This is a genomic window from Teichococcus aerophilus, from assembly GCF_014490485.1.
Lineage (GTDB): Bacteria > Pseudomonadota > Alphaproteobacteria > Acetobacterales > Acetobacteraceae > Pseudoroseomonas > Pseudoroseomonas aerophila.
Window position 1 is genome coordinate 16,952 of the sequence record NZ_JACTVA010000030.1, and the last position, 13,854, is coordinate 30,805.

General features: G+C 71.5%; 9 protein-coding genes. 1 reads left to right on the top strand and 8 read right to left on the bottom strand.

The window, feature by feature from the left end:
• Positions 1-78: 78 nt before the first annotated feature.
• The 8 genes from IBL26_RS15810 to IBL26_RS15845 form a co-directional block, all read right to left on the bottom strand.
• Positions 79-1,671 (bottom strand): AMP-binding protein, encoded by a 1,593-nt coding sequence (locus IBL26_RS15810; protein WP_187785472.1) that lies wholly within the window; start codon positions 1,669-1,671, stop codon positions 79-81.
• Complete coding sequence (gene amaB, locus IBL26_RS15815; RefSeq protein WP_187785473.1) at positions 1,661-3,187, bottom strand: L-piperidine-6-carboxylate dehydrogenase; 1,527 nt, start codon at positions 3,185-3,187, stop codon at positions 1,661-1,663. The genes IBL26_RS15810 and amaB overlap by 11 nt, the downstream gene beginning before the upstream one ends.
• 14 nt (positions 3,188-3,201) lie before the next feature.
• On the bottom strand, positions 3,202-3,981 hold the full coding sequence (locus IBL26_RS15820; protein ID WP_187785474.1) for an enoyl-CoA hydratase/isomerase family protein: 780 nt from the start codon (positions 3,979-3,981) through the stop codon (positions 3,202-3,204).
• A gap of 124 nt (positions 3,982-4,105) precedes the next feature.
• Positions 4,106-5,479: a 2-oxoadipate dioxygenase/decarboxylase HglS gene (gene hglS / locus IBL26_RS15825; RefSeq protein ID WP_187785475.1), complete on the bottom strand. Its 1,374-nt coding sequence runs from the start codon at positions 5,477-5,479 to the stop codon at positions 4,106-4,108.
• 52 nt (positions 5,480-5,531) lie between these two features.
• Positions 5,532-6,326 (bottom strand): IclR family transcriptional regulator, encoded by a 795-nt coding sequence (locus IBL26_RS15830; protein ID WP_187785476.1) that lies wholly within the window; start codon positions 6,324-6,326, stop codon positions 5,532-5,534.
• A gap of 51 nt (positions 6,327-6,377) precedes the next feature.
• The gene (locus IBL26_RS15835) at positions 6,378-7,910 is read right to left on the bottom strand and encodes an AMP-binding protein (RefSeq protein ID WP_241749445.1); all 1,533 of its coding nucleotides are present in this window, start codon (positions 7,908-7,910) and stop codon (positions 6,378-6,380) included.
• Between the two features lies 1 nt (position 7,911).
• Positions 7,912-8,688, bottom strand: coding sequence for an enoyl-CoA hydratase/isomerase family protein (locus tag IBL26_RS15840; protein ID WP_187785477.1), 777 nt, complete (start codon positions 8,686-8,688; stop codon positions 7,912-7,914).
• Between the two features lie 11 nt (positions 8,689-8,699).
• Positions 8,700-10,289, bottom strand: coding sequence for an ABC transporter substrate-binding protein (locus IBL26_RS15845; RefSeq protein ID WP_187785478.1), 1,590 nt, complete (start codon positions 10,287-10,289; stop codon positions 8,700-8,702).
• A 413-nt stretch (positions 10,290-10,702) separates the two neighbouring features.
• Between IBL26_RS15845 and IBL26_RS15850 the strand changes: the two genes are divergently transcribed.
• The gene (locus tag IBL26_RS15850) at positions 10,703-13,828 is read left to right on the top strand and encodes a hybrid sensor histidine kinase/response regulator (RefSeq protein WP_206684240.1); all 3,126 of its coding nucleotides are present in this window, start codon (positions 10,703-10,705) and stop codon (positions 13,826-13,828) included.
• Positions 13,829-13,854 lie beyond the last annotated feature (26 nt).

Here is a 13,854-nt window from a genome sequence, read left to right on the forward strand (position 1 = left end):
CGTCTGGCGTGCGGCCTGTTTTCTGCCGCTTGCGCCGAAGCCGTCATCGGCGGGGGCACGGATGCCCCCGCCGGGTCGTCAGCCGCCCTTCTGGGCGGGGTTCAGTCCCGAACTCTCCAGGTCCCAGCAGTCCTGGATGTCACGCGGCAGTTCCAGCTTGCGGATGCGCTGGGTCGGCGTGCGCGGGAACTCATCCACGAAGGCGACGAAGCGCGGCAGCTGGAAGCGCGGCATGCGGGGGGCGCACCAGCGCAACAGGGCATCCGGCTGCAGGTCGCTGCCCTGGGCGCGGCGGATGAAGATCTTGATCTCCTCCTCCCCCAGCGCGCTCGGCACGCCGATCAGCGCGGCCTCCTCCACCTCCGGGTGGTCCAGCAGCACGCGCTCCACCTCCCAGGCGGAGATGTTGATGCCGCGGCGACGGATGGAGTCCTTGGCGCGGCCGGCGAAGAACAGGTCGCCATCCTCGTCCTGCCGCGCCAGGTCCCCGGTGCGGAACCAGCCGTCGCGCATGGCGTCCGCCGTGGCGGCATCGTTGCGGAAATAGCCGAGGAAACCGAGGCCCGGCGCCAGCGCCCGGAAGCACAGCTCGCCCACCGCGCCCGGCGGCAGCGCGCGCCCCTCCGCATCCATCACCGCCGCCTCGAACCAGGAGAGCGGGCGGCCGATGGAGCCGGTCTTGCCGGTCATGTTGACGGTGCAGAAGGTGATCAGCTCGGACAGGCCGTATCCCTCGCGGATCTCGACGCCGAAGCGCTCCTCCACCGGGCGCCACAACTCCGGCGGGCAGCCGCCGCCCCAGGCGATGCGCACGCCGTGGCTGCGGTCCGCCGGGCCTTCCGGCTGCTTCAGCACCATGGGCAGCACGCTGCCGAGATAATGCACCCGCGCCGCACCCACCTGCGCCGCCTGCTGCCAGAAGCGGGAAGCGCTGAAGCGCTCCACCATGCCCAGCTGCAGCCGCCCCAGCACGGCGGCGATCAGCACGGCGACGCCGGCGCCATGGTGCATGGCTTCCCAGAACAGCAGCGTCTCTCCGGGCTGCGCCTCGGTCAGGCGCAGGATGGCCATGGGGCCGGCCCGCAGCGTGCGGTCGGATTTCAGCACGCCCTTGGGCGCGCCGGTGGTGCCGGAACTGGGCGTGATGGCGATGATGTCGTCCGGCCCCGGCTGCACCGCCGGCGGCGCGGCATCGGGATGCGCCAGCAGCGCCGCGAAGCCGTCCTCCGCCCCGCCGCGCCAGATCAGCGCGCGCAGCGGGCGCTGCGCCAGGACCGGCGCCAGCGCCTCGGCATAGCTCGCATCCGCGATCAGTGCATCCACCGCGAAGGCCTCGAACGGATAATCCAGCGAGGGGCCGACGAGGCTGGTATTCACCGGCACGCGCACCAATCCCACCTTGGCCAGTGCGAAGATGGAGACGATGTGGTCCGGGTGGCTGGGCAGCATCAGCGCCACCCGGTCCCCCGGCCGCAGCCCGCGCGCCAGCAGCGCGTTGGCCACGCGGTTGACCGCCGCGTCCAGCGCGCCGAAGCGCAGCACCTGGTCGCCGAAGGTGCAGTAGATGCGGTCTGGATCGCTGATGGCCTGCGCGTCCATCACTTGGCGCAGCGTCGTATCGGCCACGCCGGGCATGGCGACGGCGGCGGCTTCCAGCAGGTCAGCCGACATCGAAGCTGACCCCCTGCGCCAGCGGCAGCTCGCGCCCGTAATTGATGGTGTTGGTGGCGCGGCGCATATAGGCCTTCCAGGCGTCGGAGCCGCTTTCGCGTCCGCCGCCGGTTTCCTTCTCGCCGCCGAAGGCACCGCCGATCTCGGCGCCCGAGGGGCCGATATTGACGTTGGCGATGCCGCAATCGGACCCGCTGGCGGAGAGGAAGCGCTCCGCCTCCCGCAGGTCGTTGGTGAAGATGGAGGAGGAGAGGCCCTGCGGCACGTCGTTATGCAGGGCGATGGCCTCGTCCAGCGTCTCGTAGCGCAGCACGTACAGGATGGGCGCGAAGGTCTCGTGGCGGACGATCTCGCTCTGCCCTGGCATCTCCGCCAGCGCCGGGCGGCGGTAATGGCCGCCGCCGGAGACCGCCACCGCCTCGCCACCGGAGATGGTGCCGCCATCCTGGCGCGCGGCCTCCAGCGCGGCGGTCATGCCGGCATCGGCGCCGGCATCGATCAGCGGGCCGACTAGCGTGCCCGGGCGGCGCGGGTCCCCCACCGTGACGGAGGCATAGGCCTGCTTCAGCCGCGGCAGCAGCGCATCATACTGGCTGGCGTGCACGATCAGCCGGCGCAGCGTCGTGCAACGCTGCCCGGCGGTGCCCATGGCGGCGAAGGCGACGGCGCGCACCACCAGGTCGAGATCGGCTGTCGGCGTGACGATGGCGGCGTTGTTGCCGCCGAGTTCCAGGATGGCGCGGCCGAAGCGCGCGGCGACGCGCGGCGCCACGGCACGGCCCATGGCGGTGGAGCCGGTGGCGGAGAGCACCGGCACCAGCTTGCTGTCCACCAGCAATTCGCCCAGCTCACGGCCACCGACCAGCAAGGCGCACAGCCCGTCCGGCACGCCGCCGAAGCGGGCGGCGGCGCGGTTGAACAGCGCGTGGGTCGCCAGCGCGGTCAGCGGCGTCTTCTCGGACGGCTTCCACACCACGGCATCGCCGCAGACCAGCGCCAGCGCGGCGTTCCAGGCCCACACGGCAACAGGGAAGTTGAAGGCGGTGACGACGCCGACGACGCCGGAGGGATGCCAGCTTTCCATCATGCGGTGGCTCGGCCGCTCGGTGGCGATGGTCAGGCCGTAGAGCTGGCGGGAAAGGCCGACGGCGAAGTCGCAGATGTCGATCATCTCCTGCACCTCGCCGAGGCCTTCGGAGAGGATCTTGCCGGCCTCCAGCGTCACCAGCCGGCCGAGATCCTCCTTGGCGGCGCGCAGCTCCTCGCCCAGCAGGCGGACCAGTTCGCCGCGCCGGGGTGCGGGCACGTCGCGCCAGGCCAGGAAGGCGGCGTGGGCGGCGCCGATCGCCGTCTCGGCCTCGGCCGCGCCGGTCTCGGGCAGGCGGCCGATCTCGGCGCCGGAGAGCGGGGAGCGCGCCGGCAGGGTGCCGCCGGTCCAGGCCGCGCGGGGCACGCCCAGGCGGTCCAGCAGCGCGGCGGCTTCATCGGCGACGGAGGGCAGGGTCTGGATGGTCATGTCGCGCTCCCCCTTCACGCATTCGCCTTGCGGCGGGCACGCTCGGCCAGGAACTGCTCCATCATGCGGGCGGGCTCGCCGGTGCCGTAGGCTTCGCGCTGGTTGCGCACGCCGGCGGCCAGGCAGTCGCGGAAGCCAGCCTCCGTCACCTCGCGGAAGCGGGCCTTGTTCAGCCGCATCGCCACCGGCGGCTTGGCGGCCAGCTCGGCGGCCAGGGCCAGGGCGGCGGGCATCACCTCCTCCTTCGCCACCACGCGGTTGATCAGGCCCATGCCCTGTGCCTCGGCCGCGTCCATCATCCGGCCGGTCAGCGTCAGGTCGATGGTGCGGGCCAGGCCGATCATCTCCCGCATGATCCACGGGCCGGTGGTGCTGGCGATGCCGGAATTGATCTCCGGCTGGCCCATGGTGACGCCGGGGTGGCCGATGCGGATATCGCCCAGCAGCGCCACCTGGAAGGCGGAGCCGGCGGCGGTGCCGTTCAGCGCCACCACCAGCGGCTTGGAGAGGGAGCGGATGCGGTCATAGAGCCGCTCCCACTCGCCGATCCACAGTTCGGCGCGGTCGGGGTCGAAGGTCTTGGTCTCGTTCAGGTCCTGGCCGGCGCCGAAGGCGCGGTCCCCGGCGCCGGTCAGCACGATGGAGCGCAGGTCCGGGTCGGCCTCCACGGCATCCAGCGCCTGCACCAGCTCGGCCCGCATCGGGGCGTGCCAGGCGTTCAGCACCTCGGGGCGGTTCAGCGTCAGCACGGCGACGGCGCCCTGGGTGGCGCGAAGGATGAACGGAGCGGTCATCTGGGCTCTTCCGTGGAGGGCCGGATCGCATCTGCGGCCCGGACTTATCGTTATACGATATTGAATATCGAAATCATGTTGGATGGCGCCCGGCCGCGTGTCAACGCGAATCCGGCCGGTTGATTCAGGCGGGTTGGGGTTGCCCGCTCAGGGCCAGCATCGCCGCCCGCAGGGATGCGGCCTCGATCTCCGCATACAGCGCCATCTCGTCCCGCACCGTGGCGCCCAGCGCGGCCTCGAAGCCTGGCCGGTCGCCGCCCGGGGCGAAGGCGGCGCGGGCGGTGTCCCCCAGGTTGGATTGGAAGATGCCGGCGGCACTGACCGGCAGGAAATCCTCGTAGGTGACCGGGTCGGCCCGCAACGCGCCTTGCCGCAACAGCGCCTCCTGCCCGCCTTCCGCCTGCATGCCGGGGGTGGCGCTGTAGCGGAAATAGGCCAGGCCCTGCTGGCGCATGGTGTCCAGGTCGTCCGGGAAGGATGCGAAGGCAGCCTCCAGCGCCGCCATCTGGGCGGCCGGTCCCTGCCCGGCCGATGCGGCCCGCGCCTCGGCCAGCAACCGGTCGTACAGGGCGCGGCCCTTCGGCGTCAGGGCGGCGCCGCGTTGCTCGATCTCGCCGAAGCGGGCGGTGTGGGTGCCGGGCATCGCCGTGCCGCCCGGGATGGGAAACAGGATCGGCTCCTCCAGCGCCTTGAAGCTGGTCTGGCGCAGCAGGATGGGGCAGGCGCGGCGCGGCGGGCCCTCGATCGTGGCCTTGGCGGCGATGCCGCGCGCCGGCATGGCCCGCTGGGCGGCATCGATATCCAGCGTGCGCGGGGTCAGGTGGTTGATGTGCGGGCCGTGGAAACAGACGATATCGGCCAGCAGCCGGTGGGCGCCGTGCATGCGGTGGTAGGTCTCGGCATCCACGCTGGCCGTGCTGTGCCAGCGGAAGGTCTCCAGCGCTTCCCGTACGAAGGCGGCGGCATCGGCCTCGGCCAGGCCACCCTGCGCCTCGTGCCGTTCCAGCCATCGCAGCAAGCCGGGGGTGAAGATGCGCCGGGCGGCCAGGATCGCCTCGGCCTGCCGGCGCAGCGCCGCGTCCTCGATCAGTTCCAGCCGCAGCAGGGAGGTGAAGACGCGGAACGGATTGTGCCGCAGCGCCGCCTCGCCCACCGGGCGGAAGGCGGTGGAATGCACCGGCACCCCAGCGGCGGAGAGGTCGTAATACCCCACCGCTTCCATCCCCATCGCGGCGAAGACGCGGCCCATGATGCGCAACTCGGCGGCGGTGCCGAGGCGAATGGCGCCGTGTCGCTCCACCACCAGCCGCTCCAGCTCCCCCTCCCTGCGCAGGCGGTCGGCCAGGGCGGGGTCTCGCGCCATGGCCTGCTCGTTGGTCTCGGCCACGAGGTCCAGCAGCGCGCCGTATTGCGGCACCTCCGCCCGGTACATGTCGGACATGGCGCGCGAGAACATGGTCCTCAGCGCATCGGCGCTGACGAAGCGGGGAGCGGTCATGGAGAGGTCCTGTCTTCGTGGCGGCCGGCCAGGGCCGGCGCGGCCGCCCCCGTCAGCGGCAGGCGCGGGCGGCGGCCACCACGGCCGGCACCAGGTTCGCCAGGGCCTCGGCCCGGCTGAAGCGGCTGCTGAGGGCGGAAAGGTTCACCGCGCCTACCGGCCGCCCCTGGGCGTCCAGCACGGGGGCGGAGATGGAGAGGCTGTCCTGGTCGAAGGCCTTGCTGGTCATCGCGTAGCCCTGCTGCCGGACCTGGACCAACAGCGCCTGGAAGGCGCCGAGGTCGGGCGCCGCCGCGCGTTCCCGCGCCAGCGGGCTGGCACCGGAGAAGGCGCGCTGCACCGCCTCCGGCGCCGAGTGGCTGAGCAGCACCTGGCCGGAGGAAGCCGAGACCGCCTCGAACCGCATGCCCGGCACCAGGGCCACGGCGGTCACGTGCGGGCTGGGCAGGTTCTCGACGATGACGATCTCCTCCTCCAGCAACTCGCTCCAGGAGACGCATTCGCCGGTGGCGCGGTTCAGCTCCAGCATCGCGTGCTGGGCCCGTTGCAGGACGGAACGGCTGCCGAGGTAGCCGCGGTACAGCCCCAGCACCTTCGGCCCCAGGGCGAAGCGCTTGTTGTCCGGGTTGCGGCTGAGGTAGCCCAGCCGGTGCAGCGTGTAGACGAAGCGCTGCGCGGCGCTGCGGCCGATGCCGGCGCGCGCCATGATGTCGGTCAGCGAGAGCTCCTGGCGCGAGGTCTCGAACAGCTCGAGGACGATCATCCCCTTCTCGATGGCATTGACGAACAGGCGGGGATCGGTGTCCTCCGCCGTGGCCTGCCGGGGCGGCCTGGGCTCTGCGGTCATCTGGCTGCCTATCTCTACGAGCCCGCCTCATAGGCCGTATCCCGCCCCGCCTCAAACCGCGCCGGGCGCGAACAGCCCGGCCAGGCGCTGCTGCAGCAGGTTCTTGCGGATCTTGCCCAGGGTGTTGCGCGGCATCTCCTCCACCGGGACGATCCGCTTCGGCACCTTGTAGCGCGCCAGGCCGGTGGCCAGGGCGGCACGCACCGCCGCCTCGTCGAACCCCGCACCGGGGGCGAGTTGCACGGCGGCCGTCACCGCCTCCCCGAAATCGGGGTGGGGCAAGCCGATGACGGCGGCTTCCACCACGCCGGGCAGGGCGTTCAGCGCTGCCTCCACTTCCTTCGGGTAGACGTTCAGCCCGCCGGTGATGATCAGCTCCGTCCCGCGCCCGAGCACGGAGAGCGCGCCATCCGGCGCCAGACGGCCGAAATCGCCGGTGATGAACCAGCCGTTGCGGAAGGCGCCCTGCGTCTTCTCCGCCGCGCGCCAGTAGCCGGCGAAGGGGAAGGGCTGCCGCAGCTCGATCGACCCCACCTCCCCCGGCGCCACCGCCTGCCCCGCCGCATCCACCACCCGCAGGGCGGAGCCCGGCAGCGGGTAGCCGGAGGCATCCGGCCGGCGCGGTGCGTCCAGCTTCATGGAGGCGATGATCAGCGCCTCCGTCATGCCGTAGCGGTCCAGCAACTGGTGGCCGGTGCGGGCGGCGAAGGCATCGAACACATCGGCACGCATGGGGGCGGAGCCAGTGAGGAACAGCCGCATGCCGGCGCAGAGCTCCCGCGTGAAGCCGGGATGCTCCAGCAGCCTGGCATAGTAGGTCGGCACCCCCGCCAGCATGGTGCAGCCGGGCAGCGCCCGCACCACCTGGTGCACCTGGAATTTCGGCAGCAGCCGCAGCTGGCCGCCGGCGGCCAGCATGGGCGTGGTGGTGCCGAACAGCCCGAAGGCCATCGGGTTGGCGTGCAGCAGCACGTCGTCGGCCGTGATGCCCCAGCAATCGGCCAGCGCCATGGCGTTCCAGACCACCAGCCCGTTGGTCATCACCGCGCCCTTGGGCCGCCCGGTGGTACCGGAGGTATACACGATGGCATTGGCATCCTGCCCGCTGCCCGGGTGGCACGGTGCATCCTCGGCCATGCCTTCCAGCGCCGCCGGCAGGCTGCCGCCACCGCTGGCATCCAGCGTCAGCAGCTTGCGCCGCCCGGCATCGGCCCAGGCCTGCAGGCGCGGCGCGAGGTCGGGCCGGCAGACCAGCAGGGCGGGTTCCGCATCCTGCAGCACGTAGTCCACCTCGGGCGCCGTCAGCTCCACATGGATGGGCAGGTACACCGCCCCGGCGCGGCAGCAGGCGAGGTAGAGCAGGATGCCTTCGGGCGACTTGTCCAGCAGCCCCGCCACCCGGTCCCCCGGCCCGATGCCGAGGTGGCGGAGCAGGTTGGCCATGCGGGCGGTCTGCTTCTCCACCTCGCCGTAGGTGACGGTGCGGCCGTCATGGTTCTCGATGAACAGGCGGTCCGGCGCCGGGAAGCCGGCGGCGAAGGCGGCATAGGCGTTGCGGTCGGCGGCGGCGCGCATCGCATCCATCTCAGCGGCCCTGGAACACGGGCGGACGCTTCTCGGCGAAGGCGCGGGCGCCCTCCCGGTAATCCTCGCTGGCATCGGCGCGGTCGGACAATGCGGCGACCTGTGGCGCCACCTCGGCCAGCCGGCCGGTCATGGCGGCATCGCAGGCCAGCTTGGCGGCGGCGACGGAAAGCGGGGCGGCCTGCAGCATCGGCGCGGCGAACTCGATGGCGGCGGCCAGCGCATCCCCGGCCACCTCGGTAACGAGGCCGCATTGGCGCGCTTCCTCCGCCCCGATCAGCGCGCCGGTATAGAGCAGGCGGCGCGCCATGGAGACACCGGCCGTCGCCACCAGCAGCTGCGTGCTCTCCGCCGGGTAGACCAGGCCGAGCTTGGCCGGCGGCACGCCGAAGCGCGCGGTGGCATCGGCGATGCGGAAATCGCACCGCAGCGCCAGCGTGCAGCCGCCGCCGACGCAAGGCCCGCTAACGGCGGCGATGACCGGCACGGACGAGGCCGAGACCGCCGCGTAGCACGCCATGATGCCATCCCAGTAATGCTGGCGCGCCGGCGGGTCGTCCCGCACCGCGGCGAAGGCGCCGATATCGTCCCCGGCGCAGAAGGCACCGCCCGCGCCGGTCAGGATGATGGCGCGCAGCGCCGGGTCCTGGCGCAGCGCCACGAAGGCCTGGCCGAGATCCCGCCACGCCTGCCCGTTCAAGGCATTGCGGCGCGCGGGGCGGTCGATGGTGACAATGGCCAGCCGGGGGCCGGCGTGGCGGAGATGGATGTCGGGCATATCGGGTGTCTTCACTGCGGCGTGGCGTGGGCGCCGGTGGCGAGGGTCAGCTCATCCGCCCGTGCCTCGAAGCCAATGCCCTTGCGGGCGGCCCAGATGTTCTGGAACTGGTAGAGCGGGATGAAGGCGACATCGTCCAGCGCCTGGTGCGCCGCCTGGCGCAGCAGTTGCTCCCGCCGCGTGTCATCCAGCGTGGAAATGGCGCGGGCGCTGAGCGCGTCCAGCGACGGGTTGGAGTAGCGGCTCCAGTTGTAGGTGCCGGTGCCCTTGGTGGCGTCCACCGTCATCAACAGGTTCCGCAGCAACAGGCCCGCTTCCATCGACGGATTGTTGAGGCTGCCGAAATAGGCGCTGAACTGCTGCCGCGCGCCGCGGGCCGAGTAGACGGAGAAGGGCACCGCCTCCACCGCCGTCTGCACGCCGATGCGCGTCCACATCTGCGCCACCGCCTGGGTGATCTCGGCGGCATAGGGCGTGCGGTCGTTGGCGGTGCTCAGCGTCATGCGGAAGCCGTCCGGGAAGCCGGCCTCGGCCAGCAGCGCCTTGGCCCGGACGGGGTCGTAGGCCGGCAGGCCGAGCTCCGGCAGGGCGGAGAAGGAGCCGGGCGGCAACCACTGGCCGGTGGCGCTGCCAGTGCCCATCATCACCCGCTCCGTGATGGCGGGACGGTTGATGGCCATGGAGAGCGCCTGCCGCACCTTCAACAGGCGCAGCGGCGTCGGCTCGATCGGCTTGCCGCTGCTGTCGGTGATGCGCGGCGCCTCGGCCGCCGGGGCGTAGATGGGGTTGATGTAGCCGACCCGGCTGCCCGGCACGGCAAAGATGCCGATCTGGCTTTCCTGCCGCAGCCTTGGCAGGTCCGCCGCCGACGGGGCCTCGATGATATCCAGGTCGCCGGCGAGCAGGGAGGCGGTGCGGGCGCCGATATTGCTGACCATGCGCAGCGTCACCTGCTCCCACTCCGGCCGGCCGCCCCCCCAGGCCTCGTTGCGGGCGAGCACGAGACGGTCGCCAGAGGTGTAGCTGGTGAAGCGGAAGGGGCCGGTGCCGACCATCGCCTTGCCGGAATTGTAGTCCGCCGTGCTGGCGCCCTTCCCCACATGCTCGGACACGATGGCGATGAAGGAGAGGTCGCTCGGCAGGCTTGGCACCGCGCCGGCGGTGGTGACGCGCAGCACCGTGGGCGAGACCACCTGCATGTCCTGGATGGGCCGCACCAGGTTCTCGAAGCCACCCAGGCTGTTCGGCACGTTGCGGGCGCGCTGCAGGCTGAAGGCGACATCGGCGGCGGTGAAGGGCTGGCCATCATGCCAGCGCACGTCCGGGCGCAGGCGGAATTCCCACTCCGTCTCCGACACCGGGGCCCAGGACAGGGCGAGGCCCGGCTGCAGCCGGCCATCGGCGCCGCGATGGACCAGCCGGTCGAAGATGCTGAAGGCGGCGGTGTTGTTGGGCGAGGTGCTATAGAAATGCGGGTCCAGCGTGCTGACCGGGCTGCTCATGCCGATGCGGAGGACCTGGGGCGTTTGGGCCTGGGTGCGGGCCGGGCCCAGCAGGGCGGCGCAGCCGATGGCGCAGGACAGCAGCAATCGCATCATCATGGTGTTGCTCCTCCGGCGCTTCCCCCCGTGGGTGGAAGCCCGCTTTTGTTTGGTGCCGTCGGCGTTTTTATCGTTCTTCGATATTCAATATTGATATTGGGGCATGGCTGCACGGCCGCGTCAATGGCGTTGTTCGCGCCGCCCGGCCGTATGGCCGCATCCGCCGCCGCCCGACATGGCGGATATCCGCCCGCGCCCGGCTGCATCGTTGCCGGCATGCGCGCGGGTGCGGACCCGCCAGTGGTGGCCGTCCAGCCCAGGCCTTGGCTAACGCTTGCTGAGCGCCTTTGGCACGTCTCGACCGGGGCTGGCTGCGGGGCCTGAACCGCCGAAATTGGGGCAGCCACCGGCCCGGTGCCTCGCGGGTCCGTGTTCCGCATTGACTTCCGGCCAAGGGTGAGGAATGTGCTGCCATGTCCCCTTGCCAGCCCGATGCCCGCTCCCTCCTCGCCGAGCTTCAGCAGATGCTGGCCCACGCCGCGTCGTCGGGGCAGGAGGCGCCGGCGGTGCGGGAGGCGCTGAGCCTGCTGCGGCAGCATGCGCCCCAGGCAGCCGGCGGAACCCCCCTGCCCTGGCCGGCCGGCGGCGGCGAATGCGGCGCCTTGATCCGTGAGCGGGACTGGAGCGGCACCTGCCTGGGCCCGATGTCCGGCTGGTCCCCGGCGCTGCTGGCGACCGTCTCCAACGTAGTGAACTCGCCGGTGCCGAAGGTGCTGATGTGGGGCGAGAACCACGTCATGCTCTACAACGATGCGTATCGGGAGATCGCGGGCGGCTACCACCCGGCGGCGCTGGGCCGCACCGTGCCGGCGGTATGGCCGGAGATCTGGGACTGGAACCGCGCCATCCTGCAACGCGGCTTCGCCGGCGAGGTCTGCTCCTACCGCGACCAGCCGATGACCCTGCTGCGCCACGGCGTGCCGGAGGACGTGACGCTCGACCTGTTCTACACCCCTGTCTACGAGGTCGGCGGCCTGGTGGGCGGCGTGATGTGCACGGTGCTGGAGACGACCGGGCGCATCGCCATGGAACGCGGGCTGGCGGCGCGGGAGCAGGAATTGCGCTCCCTGGCCGATGCGCTGCCCATGCTGGTCTGCAAGCTGGACCGGGACTACGTCTACCGCTTCGCCAACAGCTTCTACGAGCCGTGGTTCGGCCAAGCGCCGGCGGCGGTGATCGGCCGCCACATGCGGGACGTGGTGGGGGAGGCCTTCTTCGCCCAGCGCCAGCCGCTGCTGGACCGTGCCCTGGCCGGCGAGAGCATCACCGGCGAGGTGGACATCCCCACCATCGGCGGCGGCAGCCGGCGCTGCGAACTGAGCTACCTGCCCAGCCGCGACGGCCACGGCGTGGTGGATGGCGTGCAGATCCTGGCCATCGACATCGACGAGCGCGCCCGCCGGCAGGCGGCGCTGGACCTCAGCAACCGGCGCTTCCGCACGGCGGTGGATGCGGTCCATGGCGTGTTGTGGACCAACAGCCCCGATGGCCGCATGGTGGGCGAGCAGCCCGGCTGGGCCGCGCTGACCGGCCAGGCCTTCGAGGAATACCAGGACTACGGCTGGGCCAACGCCGTGCACCCGGACGACATGCAGCCGACGCTGGATGCCTGGAACGCCGCCGTCGCCAGCCGTGGCATGTTCGTATTCGAGCACCGGGTGATGCACCACAGCGGCGCCTGGCGCCACTTCGCCATCCGCGGCCTGCCGATGCTGGACGAGGCCGGCGAGATCCGTGAATGGGTCGGCGTCCATACCGACATCACCGAGCAGCGCGCGGCCGAGGCAGCGCTGCGCCAGCACTCCCAGGCCCTGGCCTCCCAGATCCGCCACCGGGAGCAGGCGGAGGAGCAACTGCGCAGCCTGAACGAGACGCTGGAGGCGCGCGTCATCGCCGAGATCGGCGAGCGGCGGCAGGCGGAAGCCAAGCTGGCGCAGGCGCAGAAGCTGGAGACCGTCGGCAAGCTGACCGGCGGCGTGGCGCATGACTTCAACAACCTGCTGCAAGTGGTCTCCGGCAGCCTGCAGCTCCTCTCCCGCGACATCGCCGGCAATCCGCGCGCGGAGCGGCACGCGGCGAATGCCATGGCCGGCGTCTCCCGCGGTTCCCGCCTGGCGTCGCAGCTTCTGGCCTTCGGGCGGCGGCAGGCGCTGGAGCCCAAGGTGGTCAACGTCACCCGCTTCGTGCAGGGCATGGACGACATGCTGCGCCGGGCGCTGGGCGAGGCCATCGAGGTGGAGACGGTGCTGGGCGGCGGGCTGTGGAACACCTTCATCGACCCGACGCAGATCGAGAACGCGCTGCTCAACCTCGCCATCAATGCGCGGGACGCCATGGGCGGCACCGGGCAGTTGACGGTGGAGCTGGCGAACGCGCATCTGGACGATGCCTACGCGCTGACGCATGACGAGGTGACGCCCGGCCAGTACGTGATGCTCGCCGTCTCGGACACCGGCTGCGGCATGCCGCCGGAGGTGATCGAACGGGTGTTCGAGCCGTTCTTCTCCACCAAGGAGGAAGGCAAGGGCTCCGGCCTCGGCCTGTCCATGGTGTATGGCTTCGTCAAGCAATCCGGTGGCCACATCAAGATCTATTCGGAAGTCGGCCACGGCACCACCATCAAGCTGTACCTGCCCCGCGCGATGCAGGCGGAGGATGTGGTGGTGCAGGTGGATGCCGGCCCGACCGTCGGCGGCACCGAGACCATCCTGGTGGTGGAGGACGATGCGGAGGTGCGGGAGGTGGTGGTCGCCATGCTCACCGACCTCGGCTATCGCGTGCTGAAGGCGGTGGACGCCGGCAGTGCGCTGGTGGTGATCGAGAGCGGTATCCCGATCGACCTGCTGTTCACCGACGTGGTGATGCCCGGCAAGCTCAAGAGCCCGGAACTGGCCCGCAAGGCGCGCGAGCGGCTGCCTAACGTCGCGGTGCTGTTCACCTCCGGCTACACGGAGAATTCCATCGTCCATGGCGGCCGGCTGGATGCGGGGGTCGAGCTGCTCTCCAAGCCCTATCCGCGCGAGGCATTGGCGCGGAAGGTGCGCCATGTGCTGGCCAACCAGGCGCAGCGCCGGCAGGCACAGCCCAGGCCGGGCATGCCGCGCCCGGCCGCGCCCCCTGCCCCCATGCCTGCCCTGGCGCCGCAGCCGGTGGCGGCCGCGCGCGCCATGGTGCTGTTGGTGGAGGACGATGCGCTGATCCGCGGCAACTCGGCCGAGATGCTGCGCGATGCCGGCTTCACCGTCATCGAGGCCGGCAGCGCGGAAGAAGGCGCGAAGGCGCTGAAGGATGCGGCGATCGACGTCATCGTCACCGACATCAACCTGCCCGGCGCCTCGGGGGCGGAGCTTGTCGCGCATGCGCGGGCCGCGCGTTCCGATATCGGCATCGTCTTCGCCAGCGGCGATGCCGCGCCGCTGCTGCGCGGCGAGCTGGCGGGCAGCGTATCCCTGACCAAGCCGTATGACGGTGCGTCCCTGGTGGCGGCGGTGCTGGCCTGCCTGCAGCCGCCGGCGGCGGAGACGGCGGAGGAAGCCTGACCGGCGCTGGCTTCGGCAAGGACGCT

Coding starts and splice junctions, on each gene's coding strand:
- IBL26_RS15835 (WP_241749445.1), bottom strand. CDS start 7,910: ATGGATGCGATGCGCGCCGCCGCCGACCGCAACGCCTATGCCGCCTTC.
- IBL26_RS15820 (WP_187785474.1), bottom strand. CDS start 3,981: ATGACCGCTCCGTTCATCCTTCGCGCCACCCAGGGCGCCGTCGCCGTG.
- IBL26_RS15810 (WP_187785472.1), bottom strand. CDS start 1,671: ATGTCGGCTGACCTGCTGGAAGCCGCCGCCGTCGCCATGCCCGGCGTG.
- IBL26_RS15840 (WP_187785477.1), bottom strand. CDS start 8,688: ATGCCCGACATCCATCTCCGCCACGCCGGCCCCCGGCTGGCCATTGTC.
- IBL26_RS15845 (WP_187785478.1), bottom strand. CDS start 10,289: ATGATGATGCGATTGCTGCTGTCCTGCGCCATCGGCTGCGCCGCCCTG.
- IBL26_RS15830 (WP_187785476.1), bottom strand. CDS start 6,326: ATGACCGCAGAGCCCAGGCCGCCCCGGCAGGCCACGGCGGAGGACACC.
- IBL26_RS15850 (WP_206684240.1), top strand. CDS start 10,703: ATGTCCCCTTGCCAGCCCGATGCCCGCTCCCTCCTCGCCGAGCTTCAG.
- amaB (WP_187785473.1), bottom strand. CDS start 3,187: ATGACCATCCAGACCCTGCCCTCCGTCGCCGATGAAGCCGCCGCGCTG.
- hglS (WP_187785475.1), bottom strand. CDS start 5,479: ATGACCGCTCCCCGCTTCGTCAGCGCCGATGCGCTGAGGACCATGTTC.